The sequence below is a fragment of the Dyella sp. genome (assembly GCF_036746095.1).
Lineage (GTDB): Bacteria > Pseudomonadota > Gammaproteobacteria > Xanthomonadales > Rhodanobacteraceae > Dyella_B.
Map to the genome: position 1 here is coordinate 46,332 of NZ_DAIOEU010000018.1, position 26,172 is coordinate 72,503.

The 26,172-nt window shown below is 59.4% G+C and carries 19 protein-coding genes; 4 read left to right on the forward strand and 15 right to left on the reverse strand.

Translation table 11 applies throughout. The features are described 5' to 3' along the window. Positions 1-782 (reverse strand): polysaccharide biosynthesis/export family protein (locus V7M64_RS09950; protein WP_333678988.1); only part of this gene is annotated, 782 nt, incomplete at its 3' end. Between the two features lie 601 nt (positions 783-1,383). Between V7M64_RS09950 and V7M64_RS09955 the strand changes: the two genes are divergently transcribed. The 3 genes from V7M64_RS09955 to V7M64_RS09965 all read left to right on the forward strand — a co-directional run bounded on the left by V7M64_RS09955 (position 1,384) and on the right by V7M64_RS09965 (position 5,676). After that, positions 1,384-1,818: a low molecular weight protein-tyrosine-phosphatase gene (locus V7M64_RS09955; protein WP_333678989.1), complete on the forward strand. Its 435-nt coding sequence runs from the start codon at positions 1,384-1,386 to the stop codon at positions 1,816-1,818. A 51-nt stretch (positions 1,819-1,869) separates the two neighbouring features. Further along, positions 1,870-4,071 (forward strand): polysaccharide biosynthesis tyrosine autokinase, encoded by a 2,202-nt coding sequence (locus tag V7M64_RS09960; protein WP_333678990.1) that lies wholly within the window; start codon positions 1,870-1,872, stop codon positions 4,069-4,071. Between the two features lie 297 nt (positions 4,072-4,368). After that, positions 4,369-5,676: an oligosaccharide flippase family protein gene (locus V7M64_RS09965; RefSeq protein ID WP_333678991.1), complete on the forward strand. Its 1,308-nt coding sequence runs from the start codon at positions 4,369-4,371 to the stop codon at positions 5,674-5,676. 89 nt (positions 5,677-5,765) lie between these two features. Here the strand turns inward: V7M64_RS09965 and V7M64_RS09970 are convergent, their stop codons facing one another. Next, the gene (locus tag V7M64_RS09970; RefSeq protein WP_333678992.1) at positions 5,766-6,959 is read right to left on the reverse strand and encodes a right-handed parallel beta-helix repeat-containing protein; all 1,194 of its coding nucleotides are present in this window, start codon (positions 6,957-6,959) and stop codon (positions 5,766-5,768) included. Positions 6,960-7,284: 325 nt separating this feature from the next. On the opposite strand from V7M64_RS09970, the gene V7M64_RS09975 reads away from it, so the two are divergent. Continuing rightward, positions 7,285-7,572: a hypothetical protein gene (locus tag V7M64_RS09975; RefSeq protein ID WP_333678993.1), complete on the forward strand. Its 288-nt coding sequence runs from the start codon at positions 7,285-7,287 to the stop codon at positions 7,570-7,572. A 63-nt stretch (positions 7,573-7,635) separates the two neighbouring features. Here the strand turns inward: V7M64_RS09975 and V7M64_RS09980 are convergent, their stop codons facing one another. From V7M64_RS09980 to V7M64_RS10040, 13 genes are all read right to left on the reverse strand, one after another. Further along, positions 7,636-8,931, reverse strand: coding sequence for a right-handed parallel beta-helix repeat-containing protein (locus V7M64_RS09980; protein WP_333678994.1), 1,296 nt, complete (start codon positions 8,929-8,931; stop codon positions 7,636-7,638). After that, positions 8,928-10,427: an asparagine synthase-related protein gene (locus V7M64_RS09985; protein ID WP_333678995.1), complete on the reverse strand. Its 1,500-nt coding sequence runs from the start codon at positions 10,425-10,427 to the stop codon at positions 8,928-8,930. Before V7M64_RS09985 ends, V7M64_RS09980 begins: the two co-directional genes overlap by 4 nt. 275 nt (positions 10,428-10,702) lie before the next feature. Further along, complete coding sequence (locus tag V7M64_RS09990) at positions 10,703-11,875, reverse strand: glycosyltransferase family 4 protein (RefSeq protein WP_333678996.1); 1,173 nt, start codon at positions 11,873-11,875, stop codon at positions 10,703-10,705. Between the two features lie 66 nt (positions 11,876-11,941). Next, positions 11,942-12,916, reverse strand: coding sequence for a UDP-glucose 4-epimerase GalE (gene galE, locus V7M64_RS09995; RefSeq protein WP_333678997.1), 975 nt, complete (start codon positions 12,914-12,916; stop codon positions 11,942-11,944). Positions 12,917-13,188: 272 nt separating this feature from the next. Then, on the reverse strand, positions 13,189-14,358 hold the full coding sequence (locus tag V7M64_RS10000; RefSeq protein ID WP_333678998.1) for a glycosyltransferase family 4 protein: 1,170 nt from the start codon (positions 14,356-14,358) through the stop codon (positions 13,189-13,191). A gap of 354 nt (positions 14,359-14,712) precedes the next feature. After that, positions 14,713-15,855, reverse strand: a complete 1,143-nt coding sequence (locus V7M64_RS10005) for a right-handed parallel beta-helix repeat-containing protein (protein ID WP_333678999.1) — start codon at positions 15,853-15,855, stop codon at positions 14,713-14,715. After that, a complete protein-coding gene (locus V7M64_RS10010) occupies positions 15,852-17,345 on the reverse strand; it encodes an asparagine synthase-related protein (protein WP_333679000.1) in 1,494 nt (497 codons plus the stop codon). Before V7M64_RS10010 ends, V7M64_RS10005 begins: the two co-directional genes overlap by 4 nt. A 78-nt stretch (positions 17,346-17,423) precedes the next feature. Further along, complete coding sequence (locus tag V7M64_RS10015; RefSeq protein WP_333679001.1) at positions 17,424-18,875, reverse strand: asparagine synthase-related protein; 1,452 nt, start codon at positions 18,873-18,875, stop codon at positions 17,424-17,426. Between the two features lie 35 nt (positions 18,876-18,910). Further along, positions 18,911-19,966 carry an EpsG family protein gene (locus tag V7M64_RS10020; protein ID WP_333679002.1) on the reverse strand — a complete coding sequence of 352 codons (1,056 nt, stop codon included), beginning with the start codon at positions 19,964-19,966 and terminating at the stop codon, positions 18,911-18,913. Further along, positions 19,966-20,814: a glycosyltransferase family 2 protein gene (locus V7M64_RS10025; protein ID WP_333679003.1), complete on the reverse strand. Its 849-nt coding sequence runs from the start codon at positions 20,812-20,814 to the stop codon at positions 19,966-19,968. Before V7M64_RS10025 ends, V7M64_RS10020 begins: the two co-directional genes overlap by 1 nt. A gap of 96 nt (positions 20,815-20,910) precedes the next feature. Then, positions 20,911-21,753 carry a glycosyltransferase family 2 protein gene (locus V7M64_RS10030; protein WP_333679004.1) on the reverse strand — a complete coding sequence of 281 codons (843 nt, stop codon included), beginning with the start codon at positions 21,751-21,753 and terminating at the stop codon, positions 20,911-20,913. Positions 21,754-21,902: 149 nt separating this feature from the next. Then, entirely contained in the window at positions 21,903-23,066 is a 1,164-nt protein-coding gene (locus V7M64_RS10035; RefSeq protein WP_333679005.1) for an undecaprenyl/decaprenyl-phosphate alpha-N-acetylglucosaminyl 1-phosphate transferase, read from the reverse strand. A gap of 698 nt (positions 23,067-23,764) precedes the next feature. After that, the gene (locus V7M64_RS10040; RefSeq protein WP_333679006.1) at positions 23,765-25,699 is read right to left on the reverse strand and encodes an ATP-binding protein; all 1,935 of its coding nucleotides are present in this window, start codon (positions 25,697-25,699) and stop codon (positions 23,765-23,767) included. Positions 25,700-26,172 lie beyond the last annotated feature (473 nt).

A 26,172-nucleotide genomic window follows, 5' to 3' on the forward strand; every position in this document is an offset into this window, starting at 1 on the left:
ACACCGCGAATCACGTAGACCGATTTGCTGCTGGATGTGACCGGGTCCAAGCCGCCGGCGCGTCCCAGTGCCTGGGTGAGCGTCAGGTCATCCGTTCGGAATGAGATGGCCTGCGGACGCAGCACTTCTCCCAGCATGTAAATCTCTTTATTGTCGTTGTAGGCAAGATACAGGCGATCGCCAGGCTTGAGATAAATGCGCTGTTCGGTGGCCTGGCTCAGCGTGTTCAAATCGAGGTGGAAATCACGCCCGTCGCGCGTGAGCACCAGATCTGACAAGTCCGCATGATTGAGGTCGATACCTGCCGTGCCGATCGCTTGCGCAAGCGTCAAGGGAATGGAGGTGGATTGCTGCGGCTCGGTCTTGTTGAAGGCGCCCTGCAAGGTGATGAGCTGGCTGCCATAACTGGTTACGGCGACGTCGACCTGCGGATTGGGCACGTACTTGGTGAGCTTGGCTGTAAGTGCCTGGCGCAGTTCATCAATCGTCATGCCAGCAGCTTTGACGGTGCCGGCGTAGGGGTAGTAGAGCGTGCCGTCCGAACGCACCAGGCGGCTGTTTGCGCTGGTCTGTTGCTGCGAACCGGCCGGCGCCGTCAGTTCCGGGTGATCCCACACCGTAATGTAAAGCATGTCGCCTGCGCCGATGCGATACGCCTCTGGTTGATAACTCAACAATTCCTGTGGGATGGTCTGTGGCGCAGCGGTGGGTTGGCTTGCAAGCCACTCTGGTGTGATCTGCACCATTTGAATCTGTCCATCTTCTTTCCCGGTCATCGACATGTGTTGTCCAGGAATGGCTGCGCATCCGGATAGAGCGACGGCTGCCGTCATAGCTATCAAACCCAATGATGCTTTCATGTTCACCCCGCAATGTATGGTGTTGGCGCCGAAGCGCAGATTGCGTGCAATCGCTTGAATGACGGCTTCGCAATAACTTTTTGCCGGAATATCTGCATTAATTAAGCTTGTGAAGTCGTCGCGGCTGCGTCAACGAAGTGTTGACGGTAGTGCGTTTTTTTCGTCACATGTGTGCACGTAGTGTTTGCGTTGCGAATTCGTTGGGGAAAATCCATACGGATTTGACGCAAAAGGGTATATACCTTGGCTACGTTGGATTAATAAGTTCACCCGCTATCGACATGGGCATCATGATGATATTGGGCGACCGCACATCAATGTGGCGGCAAGGTGTGAAGATGAAGATGCATCGGTCTGACTATGTGTTCTTTTGATGAAAGGCTGAAACCTCGTGCATTCTTGTCGTCATCTGAAGTCCGGCTGTTGTTCCGTGTGGTTCTTGGCCTTCATCGAAGCTTATGAGGCCCGGCGCCCATGAAGACGAATCTTTACGCTCATGCATGCGGGGAGAGCGCCGTTATACGTGTTCAAGAACATTTTGGTTATTTGCGTGGGGAACATTTGTCGAAGCCCTGCGGCGGAATTTCTGTTCCGCGACAAGCTACGTCACCGGGGCATCCAGGTTCGCAGCGCGGGCCTGAAGGCGATGGTGGGCTATCCCATGGATGACAACGCCATGCGGGTGCTGAAGGCGCACGGCATCGATGCTGCCGAGCACCGCGCGCGCCAGCTCAATGCGGACATGCTGCGCGAGGCCGATCTGGTGCTGGCGATGGAGCGGGAGCATCTCGGGGCGGCGGCGCGGCTTGCACCGGAAGCGAGCGGGAAGTTGTTTCTGCTCGACAAGTGGCGCGAAGCGGGCGATATCCCAGATCCATACCGTCGGTCGCAACAGGTGTTCGAGCATGTCCATGCCATGATCGAGCGTGGAGTCGATAGCTGGTTGAAGTATCTGTAACGAAGATCGTCCGATTTTTTCGGGAATTATTCTTGTTGTTAGGAGTGGCATATGACCACCAAACAAACCTTTGCGACACGTGATGAAGATGTCGATCTGAAGGCGCTGCTGGGGACGCTATCGGATAACAAATGGCTGATCGGCGCCATCACCCTGGTGTTCCTGCTGATCAGTGTGCTCTACACCATGCTGGCCACGCCCGTGTACCAGGCCAGCGCCTCGGTGCAGGTCGAACAGAAGGCGCCGACTTTGCCGGGCATGAGTGACCTCTCCGAGACGCTCGGCATTTCCACCTCGCAGGCAACGACCGAAGTCCAACTGCTTACTTCTCGCAAGGTGGTCGGGCAGGCGATCGAAAACCTCAAGCTGGATATCAGCGCAGGTCCCAAGCGGTTTCCTGTTTTCGGCGCCTATCTGGCGCGCCAGTTCGTCGCCAGCCATCCCGGTGAGCTGGCTTCGCCGCCGTTCGGGTTGAGCCGTTATGACTGGGGCGGATCGCAACTGGACGTGCAGCAGCTGGAAGTTCCTGCGTCCATGCTCGATCAAAAACTGTCACTGATCGCCGGTGACAATGGCACGTATACGTTGAAGGATTCGCACGGCAACGTAATCCTCAATGGCCGCCCCGGTCAGACCGTGAGCAGCAATGGCGTCACCATGGAGGTGCAAAGCTTGCGGGCCAATCCGGGTACGCGCTTCGTGGTGGTCAGGCATTCGCACATGGACACGATCGCCGGGTTGCAAAAAGCTATCGTGGCGGCGGAGGAAGGCAAGGACTCGGGCATCATCGGGATCACTTACAACGACTCCGACCCGATGCTGGCCACCAACCTGCTCGATCAGGTCACCAGTTTGTATGTGCGCCAGAACGTAGACCGCAGTGCCGCCGAGGCGGCCAACAGTCTTCAGTTCGTGCGTGAACAACTGCCGAAAGTGAAACAGGAGCTGGAACGCGCAAGCCAGGCGTTGAACGCGTTCCAGCTCAAGGAGCGTTCGGTCGACCTCAACATGCAGACGCAGTCGCTGTTGAACCAGAACGTATCGATCGACACCGCACTTGAGCAATTGCATTTGCAGATGGCCGAAGTGCAGCGGCAGTACACGCCGGAGCACCCCCAATACCGGGCAGTGGAGAAGCAGATCAACGAGCTGGAAGGCGAGAAGGGCGCGCTGCAGCACAAGATCGGCATGCTACCCAACACGCAGCAGGAACTTCTCAAGCTCAATCGCGACGTGCAGGTAAGCAGCCAGACTTATACCAACCTGCTCAACCAGGCGCAGCAACTGGATATCGCGCGTGCCGGCACCGTAGGCAACGTGCGCGTGATCGATCAACCGGCGGTGAACCTGGCCAAACCGTGGTGGCCGCGGCCGATGTGGGTGATCCCCGGCGGTTTGCTGCTTGGATTGATGGCAGCGCTGTCGTATGTCTTCCTGCGCCAATTGCTGACGCGCGGCGTGGAAGATCCGGTGGAGATCGAACGGCTTGGGCTGCCGGTGTATGTGTCCATCCCACTGAGCGATACGCAGCGCAAAGTGTTCACTCGCCAACAGCATCCGCGCACCAATGGCAGGCACGTGCTGGCTTTGAGTGCGCCGGCCGACCTTGCCACGGAGGCGATGCGCGGCTTGCGCACCAGCCTGCATTTCGCGCGCCTGGAAGCGAAGAACAATGTGCTGATGATTTCCAGCCCGAGTCCCGGCGCCGGCAAGAGCTTCGTGGCATCCAACCTCGCCGTGGTGATGGCGCAGGCCGGCCAACGCGTGCTGCTGATCGATGCGGATATGCGCAAGGGCCTGTTGCATCGCATGCTGGGCAGCCGGCCGGATAACGGCTTGTCCGAACTGATCGCAGGCCAGGCGCAGATCAGCGACGTACTGCGCCCGGTGGAAGGGGTGGGCCAGTTGATGTTCATTCCGCGCGGCAAGATCCCGCCGAATCCGTCGGAATTGCTGATGCACGCCAACTTCAGCTCGCTGCTCGATACGCTGCGACCACGCTATGACCTGATCATCGTCGACACGCCACCAGTACTGGCGGTGACCGATGCAGCCGTGATCGGTCATCATGCCGGCACCAGCCTGCTGGTGGTGCGTTTCGGTGTCAACCAGATCCGTGAAATCGCACTGACCAAGCAGCGCCTCGAACAAAATGGCGTGATGATCAAGGGCGCCATCTTCAACTTGGTGGAGAAGCGTGCGGCGGGTTACTACGCGTATGCGTATTACGCTTATCCGTCGGCGAAGGTTTAGTGGTTGGTTGGCGTCGCGCTGTTCCTGTGCCCTGTCTTCGGAGAGGGCACTTCGCCGCTTGGATTACCCTCACTTGTCATTCCGGCGTAGGCCGGAACCCAGTTGAACAAGATGTGCACAGCACACGACATATGGGTTTTGAGTGCTTCGCACAACGTATTTAAACTGGATTCCGTGCTTCCCAAAGCCGAGCACGTCCATGTGCCCTCGTGTGCCAGCCTGCGCCGGAATGACGAGAGCGCGGAACCCCGTTGCTTCTAATGCCTTCCCATGGGAAGCAAAATCGGTTGCCACAACGTGAACACTTCGGTCCCTTCCATTCCTTTTCTCAATCGCATGCCACAAGGATGGCGTCGCGCACTAGGCGCCATTTCGATGTTGTGGATCGCCACTGCATTGGGGGCGGTCCTGGCCTTTGTTACGCAGGCCTTGCTGGCGCGCAAGCTGGGACCATCCGGTTACGGCCTGTTTGCTTCGTCGCTGGCCACCATCACCATCGTCGCGCCGTTGTCCGGCTTCGGCTTGTCGAATTATTGGCTACAGGTATATGGCGTGGAGGGCTGGCAGGCCAATCGCTGGCTGGAGCCTTCGCTGCGTTTCATCATTCTCACCACCTTGATCAGTCTGGCGGTGGTAGTGCTGTGGTCGTTTATCGGCGCGCCACCGGATGCAAGGCGCTTGCTGTTGTTGCTGCTGCCGGTGGTGTTCGGCGTGCTGGCGGTCAGCTTGATCAGCAGCCAGCTCCGGTTGGAGGAGCGTCATCAATCATTGGCCTGGTGGCAGTTGATCACGCCGGGCGGCCGCGCCCTGGTGGCTTTGTTGCTGTGGCTGGTGCCCAGTGCGGACGGGCGCGTGGCAGCGGTGGGGTTCAGTGCCACGTCTGTTCTCATGGCCATGCTGGCGTGGCCGAAGTTGAAAACGATGATGCGTGGGGACATGCAACTGCATGGGCATGGTCCATGGCAGCCGGTCACCGGACCCGTGCCAAGCATGGCGACACTATGGTCGAAGTCCTGGGCCTACGGCATGGAGGCATCGCTGTATCCGATCTTTCTTTCGATCAGTACTGTGCTGCTGAAGTACCTTGGCGGCAATGCGCAGGCTGGCATCTTCGGCATTGCGCTGGGCGTGATGATGGCGATCTACCTGATCCCCACCACGATCTACCAGAAATTCCTGAGCTCCATGCTGCATCGGTGGGCAGTGCACGATCCGGAAAAATTCTGGAGAGTGTATCGCCACGGTTGCATCGGGATGCTTGCATCCGGCGTGTTGGTAGGCGCACTGCTGGCGGCGACATCACCTTGGCTAGTGCCGATTATTTTTGGAGAGAAATATCGTCCTGTGGCGGGCGTGCTGATGATTCTGGCCGTATGCGTGCCGGTACGTTTTCTTTCCACGGTGATGTGCAATGCACTTCTCAACGAGACGCACATGCGCTACCGCGTGCTGGTGATGGGCATTGTCGCCCTCCTCATCGTAGCGCTGGATGTGGTCTTGATCCCCCGGTATCACGTGGTTGGCGCGGCATGCACCACGGTGATCGGCGAAATCGCTTCGCTGCTGCTGATGTATCTGGGGGTGCGCTGGTTCCATGCTCGTTGAAGTGGCTGTGTCATGCCTCCTTGTTCGGCAAAGCCGAGCACGTCCTTGTGCTCTGTCCGCGTTACCCGCTTCGGCGGGAGCATTCATGCTTACTGCTTGGTGATGGTGTTGTTGTACTGCGTCACGCCAATAGCGTTAGTCGAAATGAAAATGTCGCGAGGCGCGGTTCCAGGCGTGAAGATGGACTTTCCATGCGCAATGAACCAGGCGTCACCATTGTAGTTAATGGTGTTATCGTGCAGCTGCACACTATTGGTGCCATCGTCGATATACACGCCGAACTGGTAGTTCTGGCTGAGCATGTTGTTGGTAATGGTCAAGTTATTCGGGCCACGCGCGAATACGCCATTTCCCTGGTTGTTCTCGGCAGTGTTGCCGGTTACTACCACGCCGGATAAGTTGTCGTGTATCTCCAGACCATTCCCTTGGTTGTTCGACAGTACGTTATTTTCCAAGCGTACATGCTTGAGCGGGCCCAATCTCGCCGGCTCGAGGTCGATGCCTGCGTTTGGAATCATGCCGTGGGAGCCGGTGAAACTGCTGTTCAAGACATACACTTGATCAGCGGCGGTAATGCTAAGGCCCTGGCGAGCGCTGTTGGTGACCGTTACGTGGTTCAGCGTGATGCCCCACGGGAGGGTAAAGGCTCTCCAGCCAAAGGTGGTGCCCACCAGAACGCCATCGCCATAGCAATCGGCAACCTGGATGTTGTGCACGTAGACGGTGTTTGCTTCCTGGATGCTGATGCCGTAGTGCACTTTCACTTCACTGATGTCATTCGCCGAAGGAGCATGCTGAGTGCGTTCGCCGAGGATGTGGCCGCCGACAATTTCAACGTTGCTGACGTTCCATGCCTTCACTACCGAAGCGAAGTCGGCGCTGTTTGGAATGGACTTCAGATAAGCGTTGGAGTGCATCGCCAAGCGCATGTTGGAGCGCAGATTGATGCCCTTGGTTGTGTCGATCATGTAGGTGCCATCCGGCACGATGATCGTGCCGCCACTGGACGGCAATGCATTGATCGCGGCCTGGAAAGCCGCAGTGTCATCCATCGCGCCATTGCCGACGGCGCCAAAGCGGGTGACGTCGAGCGACGTGGAGCCGTACGTGATGGATGGTGTCGGGTTCCACCATTGGGTGGTGGCGGCAAACGTCGGAAGTGCTGCCGCAAAGAGCGCTAGCGAAGCGGTGATGCCAGCGAGCCGTTTAAGGCGTGTGGAACGGAAGCGACGTGGTGTGGATGAATTTCCCTGCGAGATGATTTCCTTCGATGTGTTATGCACCAAATAACTTTTTTTCAACACGTAAAAGCCTCTTGCTTGCGAAATGTGCACGTAAGATCAATCATTCACGTACTACATGCAAATGTGAAATGCGGCATTCGTTCACAGTATTGGGCGCTAACTTGAGCTTGCAACGTTTTGTAGTACTTATATGTACGTGTGCTGAAGAAGTGCGCGCAATGCGCGCGAGCAAGTGATTTCAGGTCGTTTTGCTTGCGCAGGCATGCTGGGCTGAGTCGTCTGCGGCGATGAAGTTGCGTGTGAAGCAATGCATGAATGGCGGGCCCTGCTGCCGCGAATCACGCAAATCCAGACGTCACATGGCGTGTCGAAGCGAGTAGTCAGTGCGGTCTTCGCCCACTGCTGCCTGGGGAAATTTTTCGCCGTTCTTACGGGAACGCTAAAACGAGTTGATGGCACTGAATTTCCATGGAAAATTTTCTATGCGGGGTGCTATGCCCGCGCATTTCTGAAGAACTTTATTTTCCCCGGACAGCAATGCACCTTCATCGGAATGACAAACTGGCAGATTGAATTTGCAGGCAAAGATTCCCTGAAAGCAGGGAAAGGAGTGCGCGCAGCGGCACGTTTAGGCCAGTGTCATTTGGGTTAACACTGCGCAACCGAGCATGTTCGGAACGGAACGAGTGGAGTTGTCGGGCTGCGTGAAGTGGTATCAGGGCCTACCAATCGGATCGCCCCACTCCTCATCTACAGGATCGTTGTTGCCGCTATTGGTGTAGGTATTGTTTCTGAATCTCACGTTGGTGGCGGTTCTCTCAACAAGCAGGTCCGGCTCTCTCGACCTTTCCGGATCGGGCTCACCATCGATGTCGATGATGCCAGGTGGAATGGGAACGTTGCGCCATGGCCACGAAGACCATTCGGCATGGATGTTTTCATCCGCCGGTATCGGATAGCGGAAGCCATTGCCCATGAAGGTGTTGCCGGCAAGCAGTACGCTATCGGTCTGATCAAGGACCATCATGCCTACCAGGCCGTTGCGGCTGACGATATTGTTGGAAAAGGTAAGCCCGATGACTTCTTTCTCCCCGGTCAGTTCTCGCACCAGAAAGCCATGGCCGAAATTGTCGCTGCATAGGCAGTCGTGCGCCGAAACACCCAGCACGTTGCCATGGATTTCCAGGCCTGTGCCGCGGTTGCGCATGAAGGTGCAATGGCTGAAGGTGACGTTGCGCACGACGCCCTGCAGCGCCGGCTCGATATCGATACCCGCCATCGGAGGGGTGCCATCTTGCGGATAGTCGAAGCCCGGACCGGCAAAGGCGAAAGTGGAATTCATGATCGTAATGTTTTCCGCCGGCCCCATCGAAAGCCCCTGGCGGCGGTTGTGAGTGCATACCACGTGGTTGATCAACACGTTGGTTGACTGCAGCTGCTTTGGATGATTCCCGTACTCCGGCAGCTCGTCCCAATATTCGTCCCTTTCCGCTCCGAAGGCGCCTAGCCAAATGCCGTCACCCCAGAAATCGGAGATATGCACATCGCTGACGACGATATTGTGCGAACTCTGGATGCTGATACCGAAGCCCTGTTCGTCTTTCCCTTCGGGCGCGTCGGGTTCCGTGACATGCAGACGCCGTTCGCCGACGAGGCGGCCGCCGACAATGCGCACGTTGGAGGCAAACCACACTCTGATTAACCGGTGGAGGGGATTTTTGGTAGGGATGGCGGCCAGCGTCGCGGCCGGATCCATCAGCAACAGCATGTTCGAATGCAGGGTGATCGACCGCTCGACGTTTATCCGATAGTCGCCGCGCGGCACGACGAGCGTCCCGCCGATGAGCGGCACGGCGTCCACGGCAGCCTGGAATGCGGCGGTATCGTCCGTCCTGCCGTCACCTTTGGCACCCATCTCGCGCACGTTGACGATCGGCGAGGGGATGCCGCCCTGGATATCGTAGCCAAAGCTGGAAATGGGTACTGGGTTGAGCTGGGAGTGACTGATCATGGCATGCGTTCCCTCTCTGCAGATCGGTTTGGTACATGGCCAGCCCATCGATTGGCATGGGCGCTCGTATGACTCAACAACCAGGGCAGCACAACGGCAAGCAGATAAAACTTGGATGCGAAGTATTTGTTCTCCATCAATTTTCGATGCGTCTCCAGCCATCGCGTGGCGCCGGGCAGCAGGCCTTTCACTTCTTCGGCATAGGCATACACCTGGTCGAACCGCAGCTTGGCCAGCCCACACAGATCGAAGCGGAAGCTGCCTTTGGCTTTCACGTACGGAAGCTGTTCGAAACACTCGGCAATATATTGCCGCATCAGCACCTTGCTCACGCCTCCGGGACCGATCAGCCGATCGTCCGGCACCTGGTGAAAGATCCAATCACGGAATTGCGGATCAGCGTAAGGGTAGGCCAAGCGCAACGACATGGCGCGCGCGGCATACATGCCCTTACCCAGGTTGGACGATTCTCCGATCGCCACAGCCAACCTGCGCAGCGCTTCAGGTGTGCTGACGGCATCGATGTCATCCTGGAAGACCAGCATGCGCCGGCGTGATTGCACCGCGAGGCTGTCGCCGAACAGGGCGTCCACTTCCGTATCGCTGAAGCGCGAGCCGGGGAAGTACCGTTCGAAACGATTCATCTGCAACGTGGCGAGCACGACGCAAAGCGGGAAGTTGCTGCTGGCCAGCTTGAACAGGCCCTGCGGCAAGCGCAGGCCACGTGCGAGCATCGCCACGATACGATCCTGCCGTCGCAACGGGACCCCGAAATACTGATCCGCGCATTGCGCATCGATGATGCCGTCGCCCTGGTGGCGCGCTATTTCCGTGGCCAGGTCCGCATAGGAAAGCGCGGCGAAATCGGCGCACAGCAGCGGCAGTCGAGGGAGCATCGCCAGATAGCGGTCGTACGCGCGGCCCGGATCGCACACCAGCACTTCATGCTTCAGCCCCAGGTGCTGCGCCACAAAGCTTGCCGAAGCGACTTCGTCTTCCTCCTTGCCGCCCAGGTAAGTGAGACAGGTGGTGTCCGGCCGCGCTTCGGCCAGTGCAATCGCCATGGAGGTGGAATCCTTGCCGCCGCTCTGCAGCAGCCAAGGTGCGCGCATGCCGCCTGTGGCGTGCTTGATCGCCTGGCAAAGCAGGCGATGATACGTGTCGATCAGTACTTCGTCTTCCACGTCCTCCGGGCGCGGGCGCGTACTCGCCCTGGCAGTGTGGTAGGCAAAATGAAAGCGCGGATGGGCGTACATGTCTTGCGCAGGGTCAAAGCCTGTCGCGGCAATCTTTACGTCCGAATAAATGGTATGCGGTGGATACACGAAGGCGTTGCGCAGTATGTCGGCCACCGACACGCGATCGATCGTCTCGAGGCTGCGCTCGTGCCTGGCGAGCGGGCTGAAATCGATCTCGCCTGAGGCCGGAGATGTGTTGATCTGGATCTTCACGGCTGCAGTGGCGCGCGCGCGATGTTCCGTGCGTGGTGCATTCATACAAGGCCCTGGTTGTTGATGGCGGTAAAGCGCATGCGGTCACCTCTCTGCGCCAACGGGAACAGCAGCGGAGAATGGGCCGATACCGCGCGCAGTGCCTTTGCAATCGGCATGACTGACGCTGCCGCATGGACGTCGTATGTGACTGCAAGAACCTTCGGACGGCAATGCGAATGGCAGGGCGTGCATCGTCGCGCAATGCAGCATAGCGTCGACAATGTTGGGGTCGCGCCACGAGATGGTGCACAAAGCGTGGAGGGATTGCGCACGCCGGATCAAGGCGCCGTCCGCATCGCTTCGGTCGGGGCGCTGTCCGGGTGCAACAATTCGGCGTACACCTCAAGCGTCTGCTGTATCACAAGGCGTTCGTCGAATTTCTTCAGTGCCTGTTCGCGAGCACGTTCACCCAGCTGCGCCAGCCAGTCGCGGTCATCGTCCAGTTGTGCGATGCATGCTGCGAGCGCCTGTGCATTGCGCGGCTTCACCCGTAAACCGTCCACGCCGTGCTGCGTCACCACTTCGCGGCAGCCTGGCCGGTCGGTGGTGATCAGCGCCAGGCCGGTGGCGGCGCCTTCGATCAAGGATTTCGGCACGCCTTCGCGGTAATAGCTGGGCAGGACCAGCACGTGCACGCTGCCGAGCAGTGCCGGCATGTCGTTGACGTGCCCCAGGCAATGCACCAGCCCGGCCTCCGTCCAGCGCCGCAGTTCCGTGCGCGAGATCGAATGCGGATTGCCCGGGTCGGGCGAACCGGCCAGCAGGAATTCGATATCGCGATCCTGCTTGCGCAAGATCGCCGCTGCCTCGATGAATTCCCGTATGCCTTTTTCTTCCAGCAAGCGGGCTGCGAGCAGTACGCGCAGGCGCTCGTAGCGATGGGTGGTACGGTTGGACGGATGGAAGCGGAAGGTGTTGACGCCCGAGCCGAGGATGACACGGATTTTTTCCGGCGTGGCCAAGCCTGATTGCGAAAACGCTATCGCGTCGTCGTGGTTCTGCAGCACCAGAATCGAACGGTCATTATGCAGCCCTAGACGTAGAAGGCTCTTGACGAGGGGACGTAGCATGCGGGCTTTGAGGGCATCGCTGGTGAAAACATAGCCCATGCCCGATACGGCGTTGACCACGGCCGGAACACGCGCGAAGCGTGCGGCGATGCTGCCGTAGATGGCGCACTTCAAGGTGAAGCTGTGCACGATGTCAGGGCGCTCACGGCGAAGTACGCCGACAAGCCGGCTGAGGGTGACCAGCTCGCGAAGCGGATTGAGGCTGGCCCGATCCATCGTCAGCGGTATCCAGCGGCATCCATGCGCAACCAGGCGCTTGCCAAATTTCCCCGGCGGCGAAACCATCACTACTTCGTGTCCGTCCGCAAGCAGGCGCATGACCGTGGAAAGCCGAAAATTGTAGAGATACCAGGTAGTGTTGGCGAAGAAGATAAATTTCATTGAATGACGCCGGTTATGGGTTTTGTTTGCTTACCTTCCTGGCCCGTTTGCCGCCGTTGACCGCAGTCAATAGCGCGCCTGGCAATGCCAGCGCCAGGCGCTTCTTATGATGTCGTCGATGTTGGTCATCGCCGGCGTCCAGCCCAGATGCGCGCGCGCTTTCGCGTTGGATGCCACCAGTACGGGCGGGTCGCCGGCGCGACGCGCGGCACGCTCAAAGGCGATCTCCGTCCCAGTCACGCGACGGGCCGCTTCGATCACCTCCATTACGCTGAAGCCGCTGCTGCTGCCAAGATTGAAACAGTGTGCGCCGGCGTGATTGTCCAGAAAGCCGATCGCGTTGAGATGCGCCTGGGCCAGATCATTGACATGAACGTAATCGCGCACGCAGGTGCCGTCCTTGGTGGGATAGTCGTCGCCGAAGACTTTCAGCGACGCGCCGTGCCCCAGCACCGAGCGCAAAATATTCGGAATGAGATGGGTCTCCGGATCGTGCGATTCGCCGATCTCTCCCGACGGATCGGCGCCGGCGGCATTGAAGTAGCGCAACGATACAGAGCGCAGGCCGTACGCAGGCGCCGCATCGGCCAGGATGCGCTCCACCATCCACTTGCTTGCGCCATACGGATTGATCGGGCTGGCGGCATGTTCTTCATCGATAAGCGGCGCGTTGGGTGAGCCGAACACAGCGGCGGTGGACGAGAACACCAGCTTGTCGACGCGGGCCTCGTGCATCGCATTGAGCAGGCACAAGGTGCCACTGACGTTGTTCTGATAGTACTCATAAGGCTTGGCCATCGATTCGCCGACCAGCGAGTGCGCGCATAGGTGAATCACCGCATCAAAGCGATGTTCGCCAAATGTCATGCGAAGGGTATTGGCGTCCCGAATGTCGCCGACGATCAATGGTGCATTCACCACTGCTTCGCGATGTCCAGTCGACAAGTTGTCGTAAACGACCGCTTCATGCCGATAGGAATGCAGGCAGCGCACCATGTGCGATCCGATGTATCCAGCCCCGCCGCAAACGAGCACCTTCATCCGTAGATTTCCAGTTCAGGTCAGAGAGACGTCGCTCCAAGCACCTCGATGCGACGACGTGGTGACGCCATTAACCATGTGTCCAGGTCGTGCGAATTTGCGTGCCCTCCATCCCGCGCAGGGCTGACAGCCTGGCGACAGTTTCCATTAGGCCTGCAAACTCGTCGTGCAGACGTAAACGGAACGTAGGCACGCAACGTGTTTTTCCTCACGTCCCTGTATGTAGTACGTCTCATCCACGGCGCATGCACATCGCCAGGATGGCGTGCGCACTAGGAAGCCGAGCGCGATGCTGTGGCGCCCGCGTAGGGGACCGTCAATTCCCCGTACACGTCGATAGTCTTCTGGATGACGGCGCGTTCGTCGAATTCACGCAGCACCTTCTGTCGCGCACGTTGACCCAGCTGCGCCAGCAAACCGCGGTCGTTATCCAGGCGCGCGATGCATTTGGCCAGCGACATGGCGTTTTGCGTTTCCGTGTGCAGACCATCGACACCGTCCTTACTCACTACTTCGCGGCATCCAGGCCGGTTCGTGGTGATCAGCGCCAATCCGCACGCCGCGCCTTCAAGCAATGACTTCGGGACGCCTTCACGGTAGTAACTCGGCAGCGCCATCACGTGCACGGTGTTGAGCAGGCCTGGCATGTCGTCCACGTGGCCCAGCCAGCGGATCAGTCCTGCATCCACCCATTGGCGAACCTGCTCTTCCGGCACCGAATGCGGGTTGCCAGGATCAGGCGAGCCGGCGAGCAGGCATTCCACGTCATGGCCCCATTGACGCAACAGCGCGGCAGCCTCGGCAAATTCGCGGATGCCTTTTTCCCACAACAGACGCGCGGCGAGCAGCACGCGCAGGCGGCCTTGTGCGTGCAGCGGTGGCGAGGCCGGCCGGAACATGATGGTATCCACGCCGGTGCCGCGGATCAGGCGGATTCTTTCCGGCAATATCAAGCCCGCATCGGTGAACGACTTTACGTCGTCGGGGTTCTGCAAGATAAGCAGCGAGCGATGGTCGCTCAAGGTCATGCGCATCAGCATTTTCACGAGCGGGCGCAACAGGCGCGCTTTCAGCGCATCGCTGGTGAACACATAGCCCATGCCGGCGACGGCGTTGACCACGGCGGGCACTCGCGCAAGCCGCGCCACGAGTGCGCCGTACACAACGCACTTCATCGTGTAGTTGTGCAGCAGATCGGGTTGTTCCTGGCGAAATATCGACATCAGCCGGCTCAGCGTGGCCGCCTCGCGCAGTGGGTTGAGGCTGGCACGATCCATGGCCAGCTGGATCCAGCGGAAGCCGTGCGCGGCGAAGCGCTCGCCGAACGGTCCGGGCGGGGAGAGCATCACTACTTCATGTCCTTGCCTGCGAAGTTGCATGGCGGTGGACATGCAGAAGTTATAGAGGTACCAGTCGGTATTGGCAAAAAAGATCAATTTCATAGACTGCGTCCGTGTTGTGGTCGTGCAAAGGAGCGGCAGGGATGAACGCACATGAGAAGCATGAAAAAATCAGGGCAGGTGATGGAGCGAAGGGCAACCTCGAAGGTCGTTACGCTTCTCGCCCTCCTGCATTCACAACGATTGTTTGTTGAGCAAGGGTGCTGGTTGCGGTGTGCATGGATCGTGCAGGTTTTGTTCTTGGCGCGCATGCATGCCGTGACGGATTTATGGCAAGTTGTATGGCGTGGCGCGGACATGTGAATATGAAGTGGGAAAAAAATGGGCAGGGCGACCATGTGTCTCGGCCGCCACATCCCGCTCTTGCGATATCCATCGCCCATCCCTGTTCCTCCATCAATGCCAATCCGTCTGTGGCATAAATGTGTTGCTTGACGTGGTGATCTGGTGAGTGGAGTCTTTCACCTCCAGCTGCCGGCCTTGCATGAAGTTGGTGTTCCTGGCCAGCGGCGTGTTCTGCTTCATCGGATAGCGTGCACTGTTGTTGCCCAGCGTATTGCCGTCGGCCTTTACATAGCTGCTCTTGCCGTTGATGGAGAGCCCGGCCAGGCCGTTGCCGGTAATGCGGTTATTGCCGATGGAGACCTGCGTCGCTGTGTCCACCGTCAATACGCCATAACCGTAGTTGTTGGTGAAGCTGGAGTTCTTCACGGTGACGTTGCTGACGTTGTCGTGAATTTCCAGCCCGCTGCCGCGATTGTCGGCAACGGTGCAGTCGTCGATAGTGATGTTGCTGGCATGACCCTGCGCTTGAGGCTCGATATCGATGCCAGCCTGCGGCATGGTGCCGTGAGTGTTGCTGAAGGTGGAGTGGGTGATGGTCACACCGTCGACGGGGCCAATCGAAAGCCCCTGGCGACGGTTGCCGGTGGACACGACGTTATCGACGACCACGTCAGTCGAAGGCGTCGCATGACCATCCGGGCCGAGCGCACCGATCCACATGCCATCGCCCCAGCAATCGGAAATATGCACATTCGTAACGCGTACGTGCTTGGCTGCCTGGATATCGATGCCGAAGCCCCACTCGCCACCCACGCCGGTATGCCCATTGCGTTCGCCGACGATATTGCCCCCAGTGATGCTCACGTTGCTGACGTTCCATACCTTGATCATGTACGACCGCTTCGAACCGTTGGAGAGTGCGGCGATGGTTGCATCGGGAGCGAGCTGCAACACCATGTTGGAACGCAGGTTGATCGAGCGCATCGCATCGATCATGTACGTGCCCTTCGGCACCAGCACCGTGCCGCCCCTTGCTGGCAGGCTGTCGATGGCGGACTGGATCGCGAGCGTGTCATCGTGTACACCATCGCCTTTGGCGCCCTTGTCGCGCACGTTGATCACGGTATTGGTGGTGGCTGCGTAACTGGAGGTACTCCCCGCGTACAGGGCGATCAACGGCAAGCCCAGCCATATGGCAGGCATGAAGCGGTGGCGCGGCATGCGAGTACGAGGACGATCGATGGTGTGCGTCATGGTGTCAGGGTGGTTCGTGGCGTGGCCGCCCTTCGATCAGGCGGATGCAGGTTGCTGCGGGTTGCCAGCCACGGCAGCGTGACCGCGAGCAGATAAAACTTCGAAGCAAAAAACTTGTTGTCGAACAGGCGCCGATGGGTTTCCAGCCAGCGGGGTACCCCGGGCAGGATGGCGCGCGTCTGCTGCGCAAAGGCGTAAACCTGATCGAAGCGCTGCCTGGCCAGTCCACGCAGATCGAAACGGAAGGAGCCCTTGGTCCTTACGTACGGCAATTCACCGAAACGCCCGGCGATGTGCCGGCGGATCAGCAGTTTGTTGACGCCACCCGGGCCGATCAGTTGGTCGCGTGGCACCTGGTGCAGGATCCAGTCGCGCAGTCGCGCGTTGCAGTACGGATACACCACGCGCAGCGACATGGCCTTGGCCGCGTACATGCCCTTGCCCATGGCGGGTGCTTCGAGCAGCGTGAACGCGATGACGTGCTCATCGTCAGCCGATGTGGCGGCGGCAATTTCCGCGCGGAACATGTCCAGGCGTTGGCGCGAGCGTGCCGAAATGTTCCATCCGTACAGCTCATCCACTTCCGCGTCGCTGAAGCGCGAGCCGGGAAGCAACCGTTCGAACCGGTCCATCTGCAAGGTGGCAAGCGCGAAGCAGAGTGCGAAGTTGTTCTTGATCAGCGGCAGGCGGAACAGGCCTGAAGGCAGGCGAACGTTGCGCGAAAGCATCCGCAGTACATGGTCCTTGCAGTGCAGCGGGCCGCCGAAATAGTGATCCGATCCAAGCGCATCGACGATGCCGTCGCCGCCGAACCGGCGCACCTCGGTAGCAAGGTCCGCATAGGACAGCGCCGCGAAATCGGCGGTCAACAAGGGCATGCGTGGCAGCATCGCCAGGTAGCGGTCGTACGCGCGACCGGGATCGCACACCAGTATTTCGTGCCGCAAGCCGAGTTTCCGGGCAACGAAGCGCGCCGATGACACTTCGTTTTCTTCGGTGCCGCCCAGATAGGTAAGACAGGTAGTGTCAGGTCGCACTTCGGCAAGTGCGATAGCCATCGAGGTGGAATCCTTGCCGCCGCTTTGCATCAGCCATGGCGCGCGGATGCCGGCAAGCGATTGTCTTGCCGCATCGCATAGCAAGCGGTGATAGGTTTGCGTCAGCGCCGCGCCGGTTGCTTCGCGGGCGCCCGGCTGCGACGCGGCATGCGTGGCGCGGAACGGAAAACGGAACACCGGATGGCCGTGCAGGTCCGTCGCGGGATCGAATCCCGAAAAGGCAACTTTTACGTCCCGATAGATGGAGTGGGGCGGATATACGAAGCTGTTGCGCAACAGATCGGCGATCGATACCAGGTCCAGCGCAGCGCTGCCGGGCGGGAGTTCATCCAGTGGCGAAAAATCCACGCTGCGCTGGTAGGGCGAGGCATCGATCTGGATCCTTGCCCGGCGGGAACTGGATGGTAGTTGCGGGATCGTGCTGGGCCTCATGGGATCACCGGGGCCGTGTGGTGCAGACGGTTGTTCGTCCGCATCGCTTGCATGTTCCCAGCGGCCCGGTCGGTTGCTTCATGATGCAACGGCCTCGGCGCTGTGAAAATCATCGACGGGAGATGCATGCCGCACGCGGCTGTACAACCAGGGCAGCACCATGGCGAGCAGGTAGAACTTGGAGGCGAAGTATTTGTTGCCCAGGCGGTCGCGATGCGTTTCCAGCCAGCGCGGCGCGCCCGGTAGCAGCGCCTGCGTCTGCTGCGCGAAATCGTAGACCTGGTCGAAGCGTTGCCGTGCCAGGCCGCGCACGTCGAAGCGGAAGCAACCTTTGGTCTTCACGTAAGGCAGGTTGTGGAAGTGCTGGTCGATGTATTGGCGCATCAGTACCTTGTTCATGCCGCCCTGACCGATCAGCAGTTCGTCCGGAACATCCTTGAAAACCCAGTCGCGGAACTGAGGGTCGGCATAGGGATAGGCCAGCCGCAGCGACGTTGCCGTGGCCGAATACATGCCCTTGGCCAGATGGGCGGACTCGCCGATCACCAGCGAAAGGCGGCGCACGGCTTCGGCGGAACCCGCCACGGCGAGATCGGGCTTGAAGACGTCCACGCGGCGGCGGGACAACGATGCAAGCGGGCGGCCAAGCAATGCATCCACTTCGGTGTCGCTGAAGCGCGAGCCGGGGAAAAAGCGCTCGAATTCATTCATCTGCAAGGTGGCCAGCACGACGCAAAGCTTGAAGTTCCTGCGTACCATGCTCCAATTGAACAGCGATTGCGGCACGGGCATGCTACGGGCGAGCATAGCCAGGACACGGTCCGGCCAATGCAGGGGAACGCCGAAATATTGATCCGAACCCAGCGCATCGATCATGCCGTCGCCTTGCCGCAGGCTTATTTCGGTGGCCAGGTCCACGTACGACAAGGTTGCAAAGTCGGCCGTGAGCAACGGCATGCGTGGCAGCATGGCGAGGTAGCGATCATAGGCGCGGCCCGGATCGCACACCAGGGTTTCATGGCGCAAGCCGAGCTTGTGCGCAACGAAGCGCGCCGAGGCGACCTCGTTCTCTTCTCTGCCACCAAGATAAGTAATGCAGGTGGTGTCGGGACGCACGTCGGCCAGGGCAATCGCCATGGAGGTGGAATCCTTGCCGCCGCTCTGCAAGAGCCACGGTGCGCGCATGCCGGCCGTCGTGTGCACCACCGCCTCGCATAGCAGGCTGTGATAGGTCTCCAGCAGCTTGCCGTTGTGAATGGCATCGAGAGGCGGACGCGGCGAGGCGAGAACGGGTTGGTAAAGGTAGTGAAAGCGGGGATTGTCGAACATGTCCTGCGACGGGTCGAAACCGGTCGCGGCGATTTTCACGTCTTTGTAGATGGTGTGCGGTTCGTAGACAAAGCCGTTGCGCAGGATGTCGGCGATCGACACCGGATCGATCGCCGCCAGGCCCTGCCCGTAGCTGGCAAGTGGCGAGAAATCCCATACGTTATCGTTGGGCGAGGCATTGATCTGGATTTTTTGGCCCATGGCAACGGATACGTCCTCACATTGCAGCGATGCATTCATACGAGAACCTGATTGGATACGTAGTAATAGAAGACCGCGCAGGACGCGATGAGTCCGACGCGCAGGAGAATGGGATTACGAAGCATGGACAGGCGGCTGTGGAAGAAAATGCCGGCCATCATGAGCGATATCGCCAAATAGGCGGAAAATAGATAACGGTTGGAAAAATTGCCCCAGCCGAGCATGAAGAATGGCATCAGCATGACCAGGTAGACGGTCGCACTGTCCTTGATGCGTGTGTTGTAAGGCTTGCGCACCAGCCCCGATGCCATGAACGGCAGCACGTACCAGAAGATCGAAAACACGGCAAAATCGATGCGAACGCCCGATTTGTATTTGGAACCAAGCTCGTAGTCCATGACGGCGTCGTAGACAAGGGGAAGTGCCGCGCGTACGACCATCATGGTGAGGCCGCTGCAGTACGCAACAAAGCCGATGATGGCGGCGATCCTCAATAGTTTGAGATTGAGCAGAAGCAGTGGCGCGAAGGCGAGATAGACCAGCGCGGAATAATGAAAGCAGGTGCCGATCGCTCCATAGATGAAGAAGGCCCGCCATTGCCGCTGTTGAAACGCCATCAGCGCAATGAATACTGGTAGCGATGCCAAGCCCTGTCGCACGGCATTGATGGAGGCATTGACGAACATGGGCGACACCAGCAGGAACATCAGGCTCGCGCTAAGAAAGGTGAGGTGGCCACGCGTGCCGCCGAGATAGTCGAAATACCGGCGGGATGCCAGCACGGCCATGAGCAGCAGCAGGGCGAACAGCACGCATTGATACATCTGCAGGCTTGCACCCAGCGCGCTTATCAGGCGGGTGACCAGCACAAAACCCGGTTCGTAGCGCGTATGCGCTGAGCCGCCAAGAAATTCATGATAAGAGTAGGCGTATTCACGGGTGTCGCTCCCCACGTCGATACCGCGCGTGCCCACCACCAGGTCCACGAACAGGCACGCTGCCAGGATCAGCAGCATGCTCAGCACGTGCCGTGCATTGGTCGAGATGTTCGACCTGTTGGAATATTCGACGTAGGGAGTAACGGAACTCATCACGCACTGCGCTCGGCAAGCTGCAGGTTCTGGCGGCGGCGCATGAAGGTGATCACGTGCCGCCTTATGTAGCGGACGAAGCCGATGGCATCGGCGAGCCGCCACTGCCACCAGCGCAACAGACCTTGTTGGTGCAGTGTCCTGAGTACGTCCACCACACCTTGCTGCATGGCAACTAGGTCGCCACTGAGGCCGCCCGCCCCGAACGGGGCCTTGTGCCAGGAAGCCAGTACCTGGTTGATCCGAGCACAGCGATGGCCGCGCAGCAGTATCTCCGACCAGAACATGAAATCTTCGCAGCGCCGCCGTTTTTCGTCGAAGCGGAAGGGCACATCTCGGCGCACCATCATCGAAGCAGCCGGGAAGGGCCGACGCGATATCAGCACCGTCAGAACCGGGTGTTTGAATATGTGGACCTTCACGGGATGCTTAAGCTTTGGCGCGGGATCAGAGCGTGACTGCACATTCATGTCATGCGAGATCAGCATGATCTTCGGATCGGCCGCCAATGCCTCCATCTGCATCTGTAACTTCGGCGGATGCCAGGTGTCATCCGCGTCCAGGAACGCCACCCACGGTTGGGTGGCGTGATCCCAGCCACGGTTGCGCGCCACCGGCAGTCCGCCGTTGCGCGGCAAGACGACGACCTTGATCCATCCCTGCGGATAGCTGCGCTCGATGCGGCGAAGTTCTTCCAGCGTGTTGTCGTCGCTGCCGTCGTCCACCAAGACCACTTCGGCGGGAAGCAATGTTTGCGCGGCGACCGATGCAACCGAGTCGGCGACCGTGGCCGCAGCACGGAAACAAGGCACGATCACGCTGACCGGCGCCGTTTCGCTCATGTGCATGGACACACCTGCAGTGGCGTCCCGTTGCGTGGTTTGCAAGTTGTTGGCCGGGTCTGTATTGCGACCTGTATTGACCACGTTCCTCTCCTTCAAGGCTCAAGCACGATGGTGGGTGGGCAAAGCGCCCGAATGGTTGCGGGTAAAGGTCAGCAGGCGCCGCCGCAGATAACGGACCCAAGCAAGTACTTCGACCAGTTGCCATTGCCACCAGCCCAGCAAACCGGCCCGGTGCAGACTGCGGCGAACGTCGATGGCAGCCGTGTACATGGCCTTCAAGTCGGCGCTTAGTCCACTGGCGCCAAACGGTGGCTTGTGCAGGGAAGCCAGCACCTGGTTGATCCTTGCGCAGCGGTAACCGGACAGCAGAATCTGCGCCCAAAGCATGAAATCTTCCGCACGCTTGCGTGTTTCATCGAAGCGGAATGGCAAGTCGCGGCGCAGCACTATCGATGGGGTCTGAAATGCGTTGCGCAGCATCAGCAAATGGCGCGGGACTGCCTGCACCACGGCCGGATAGTTGAGGGGAGGCGGCTCCGCCCAGCGGGGCTGCATATTCATGGGATGAGCGATCAGGGCGATGCTCGGATCGTTCGCCAGCGCTTCCATTTGCAGCTTGAGCTTTTGGGGATGCCACGTATCGTCCGCATCGAGAAAGGCAATCCACGGCTGCGTGGCGCGCGACCAACCAGCATTGCGCGCCGCGGCGGGGCCGGCATTGCGTGGCAAGGCAATGACTTTGATCCAGCCAGGGGGGTGGCTCTGCGCAATCTCTTGCAGACGCTGCAGTGTGTCGTCACCGCTGCCATCATCGATCAGCAGCACTTCGGCAGGACGGGCGGCCTGCGCGGCGACCGAAGCGACCGCGTCACCAATGGTGTGTGCGCAGCGATAGCACGGGATGACTACGCTTACGGGGGCTGCCTCGCTGGTACGGTGCATTCCAGGACCGCCTTCGGCGCGCTGTGCTGACACAGCATGTTGTTGCGTCCCGATGTTGATGTTTGCTCGCTCCATGGCGACCACTCGCATGTCTCCCAGTTGATGTCGGCGATGCGGACGAGATGATGGTGACCACATTCAAATCCCCGCTATTGCGAGGATTCCATGGTTTGTGGACGCTCTCCTTCGTTTTCCGGAGCCTGATACGGGCCTACCGGTGTAGGTTGCGGGGGGGTGGCTAGCGACAGGGTTTGCGAGGCGCCGATCAACCGGCCCGTGGCAACCATCGCCTTGCTGGCCTGCTGCGCACGGTAGACGCGGCCCAGCAATACCACGTAGATCGCGGTGACCGAGCTGAACGCAAGCAGGTTGCTGCCATGCGTGAGATGGCGCGTCCACGTGCCGACGTACACCAGCGTCATCGCCAGGCCCACCAGCATCACCAGCGTGGTGTGCGCGCTGAAACCGGCATTCATCATGATGTGATGGATGTGGCCACGATCCGGCTTGAACGGCGATTTGCCTTCCCGAATACGGCGCACCATCACCTGCAAAGTGTCCAGCACGGGGAGCGCGACGCACCACAGCACGTCCACCGTCGACAGGTGCGGCTGCGCCTGCTGGCTGAGATGGATCAGCGTCCACGCCAGGAAATAGCCGATCATCATGCTGCCCGCATCGCCCAGGAAAACCTTGCGTCCGAGCAGATCCAGGTTGGCGGCCAGATCGGGCAGCAGGGCCGCCGCAAGCAACAGCAACAGAATGATGCTGTGCCACTGCGAAATGCCCTGGTATACGGTGATGGCGCCGATGCTCACCAGCGTCAGCATGCCGGCCAGGCCGTCGATGCCATCCATCATGTTGAACGCATTGAGCAGGCCGATCACCGAGAGCAGCGTCAACGGAATGCCGAACGCACCCAGTTCCAGGTTGTAGCCGAACAGATGGCCAAGCGTGTGGATGTAGGTGTGCGTGCAATAGATCATGGTGAGCACGGCCGCGGTCTGGACCAGCAACCGGCTGCGCACGCTGAGATCGAAGCGGTCGTCCAGGGCGCCGGTCAGCGCAAGCACGGCACCGGTGCCAAGCAGCGCATTGGTGAACAGGAGGGACTCGCCTTCGAAGCACATGCCGGCGATAACGCCGAACAAGGCGGAAAGTCCGCCGATAAGGGGAATGTTGCCCACATGCCGCTTGCGTTCGCTCGGTTTATCCACCAGCCCGATCGATTCGGCGTGGTGGTAGAGGAATATCAATGCGACTGCAGCAGAAAGCATGGCGATGACGCAAGAAATAAGCGCGCGGTAACTCATCGGTTCTCCCAACTACAGACAGTTTGAATGTGGCGCGAAGCCCCTGCTTTCCTTCGCGATGAGCCAGGTGATATATGCGGCGACGCTTTGACTAGTAAGCGCTCCTATAAATCAGACGTGGAATATGGCGCTCCAGCGAGTCTCCCCGCTACGGACGGCTCTTTCGGCATGTGCATGGATATGAAAATGAGGTGACGGGATCGGATCGCGCGGCTCGGATAGGTCGATCAGCGGCGCTTCCCGTGGCGATAACGAAGCTTGCATACGTGAAGACATAAAAGGATGTGCTCAGCGTGGATTCGTTGCGCAATTGTCGCTACGGGTACGTGTTCGTTGTGTGTGCAATGCGACAGGGATTGTCAGGCAATTCTGCACATTCATGAATGTGCGTTGTCATGTTTATGTGTGCGATAGGTCATGCGCGGTGTCAAATCGCGAGCATGTTTTTGCTAAAGCCCCGCAAGCAAGGCTTTATGCGTGATGGCTATGTCGTTGCGCGTGCTTTGCATGCACCGGATCGACTGCTTGGCATGGAAGAGCCCGTTAAAAAAACCGGCATTTCTTCACGCCGCGTATAGGCGATTTGCAGAGGTTTCGTTTGGAGCGGCATGTGTTATCTCGGCGACGCGTTTGCGCCGGGCCGGTGGCGAACGCGTTCAGCTTTTCACAAAGCCTGGAACAAAGGACGACGCAGAGGTTCAGTCTGCCGGTTGCAGCAGCGAGTGCGCCTTGGCCAGCAGGTCGCCCATGTCGAACGGCTTGAGCAGGGCCTCGGTGGCATCGCCCAGCTCGTTGTCTTCCAGCCATTCCGAATCGGCGTAGCCGGTCATCAGGATCACGCGAAGATCGGGCAAGCGTTTTCGCGCCCGCGAGCAAAGCTCATGGCCGTCGACGACGGGCAGGTCGATATCCGATAAAAGCAGATCCCACGGGACGTCGCTGGCAAGCAGCGATAGCGCCTCGTTGCCGGAAGCCGCTTCGGCAACCTCGCCACCCAGTTGCCGCAAGCGCGTGGCGACGGCGCGGCGGACGGTTTCGTTGTCCTCCGCCACCAGAATGCGAAAGCCATGCAGATCCGGCGCGGGGTTTTCGCTGCGCAAGGATGCCGTTTCCATGGCGTTGGCGCTGTCGCAAGGCAAGTAGAGCAACACGCAGGTGCCGCCGCCGGGAATGCTGCGGATGTCCACGGCGCCGTGGTATTGCTCCACGAAGTCGTAGACCATCGACAGGCCAAGGCCGGTGCCGTGTCCTTCCGGCTTGGTGGTGAAGAAGGGTTCGAGGGCGCGTTGCAGGACGTCCTCGCTCATGCCGGGACCGTCGTCGGCGACGGCGATCTCGACGTAGGTGCTATGCGCAGGCCCAAGCGCGATGCGAACGTCGGTGTCGTGCTGCGTGCATAACCTGCAACGTATCTGCACGTGGCCATGCCCGTCCATGGCATCACGCGAGTTGACGGCCAGATTGACCAGTGCGCTTTCCAATTGATCGCCATCGCACGCCAGCAAGGGCAGTTCGTCCGCATCCGCCACGTCCAGCGTGATGTCGTCGCCAAGCGTTCGGCCGAGCAGTTCGCGCATGGATCGCAGCACTTTGGCCACGTTGATAAGTTGGCTGGGAGCGTTGTGCCGGCGCAATAGCGACAGCAGGCGTTGGGTGAGCCGGCCGGCATGCATGGCGGTGTGCAGCGAGGCCAGCATGTGATGCCTGGCTTGCACCGTGCTGCCCTGATCCAGGCTGACTGATCCGAGTTCCAGTGAGCCGATGATGCCCTGCAAGGCATTGTTGAAATCGTGCGTGATGCCGCCGGTGAGGCGGCCGACGGCTTCAATCTTCTGCGCATGCACCAGTCGCCCTCGTGCCTCGCGCAAACGGTTTTCCAACAGCGCCTGTTGCGTGCAGTCGTGAATAAGCGCGGCGAAGCCGATCAGCGAGCCGTCGCTCTCATGGATCGCCTGCACCTCGACTTCGGCGGGAAAACGCGAGCCATTGGCATGCATCAGTTCGCATTCTGCTTTGACGGGATTTTCCGCTGCTGCCGACTGCAGCAGTTGGGCGCAAAGGGACGGTTCGCCGAACGGGTCCGGAAAAAATGTGGAGAAGGGACAGCCGACGATGTCGTCCGCCGCAAAACCGGTGATGCGCCGTGCACCGGGATTCCAGTCAAGCACCATACCGTGCGTGTCCAGCATGCAGATGGCATGTTCCGGCGTGCCCTGCATGAACAGGCGCAGGCGGCGCTCGCATTCGCGCAGCCGATCATGGGTGAGGCGGTTCAGGTGCAGGTCGCGTAGGACCATGGCAAAGCCATGGGCGTGCGCTTGGTGCCCTTTCAGTACATGCACGGATATTTCCAGGCGGGTGCGGCGGCCGTGCTTGCCGGGAATCCATGCTTCAATCCGTGCCTGTTGGCCGGTGAGATCCGCCTTGAGCGCCAGTTCAAGCAAGTCCGCGCCAATGGAGAGGGCATAAATGCTGGAGTAATGCTTGCCGAGCAGTTCACGCGCCTGCCGTTCGCCGAACAGCAAGTGGGTTTGATGGCAGGCGATGATGTGGCCGCCAAGGTCCAGGATGAGAAGAGTGAGATCGGTTTGCGTGGAACCGAGCAGCGCGTGGTCCGAGTCGGCGTTTTCCATAATGGGCTCTAGAACGTGACGCGTTTACGACGGGTAATGCAGCGTCATCCATTCTCACCAGACACTGCGCCTTTGCTTTGCGTCAGCGGTGACACCCGTGTTTGCACACGACCGGCAGTCGAACTTTTCCCTCGACAACGCACGACGTCCGGTGGCGTATATACGCCATGTCAACGCGTCAGCATCCAAGCGCAACGGTCATGCCCCAGTCTTGCCGTAAAAACTACGCCTCGACAATGACAGCATCCTGCTGCCACAAGCCCCTTACCGTTGGTCCATTTAAGATGATGCGAATACTGTGATGAGGTCGTGAATATCATGCATTCATGGAGAGGGGGTAATGATTTTACCGGCGCGCTGAGAATGGCAAACATCATGCAGTATTTGCCTAAACAAACTAAGTGGAACCTAAGATTTGTGTGCTAGGGCGTGTTAACACTAGATGCTTGACCGTATACTTCGACGATGGAAAT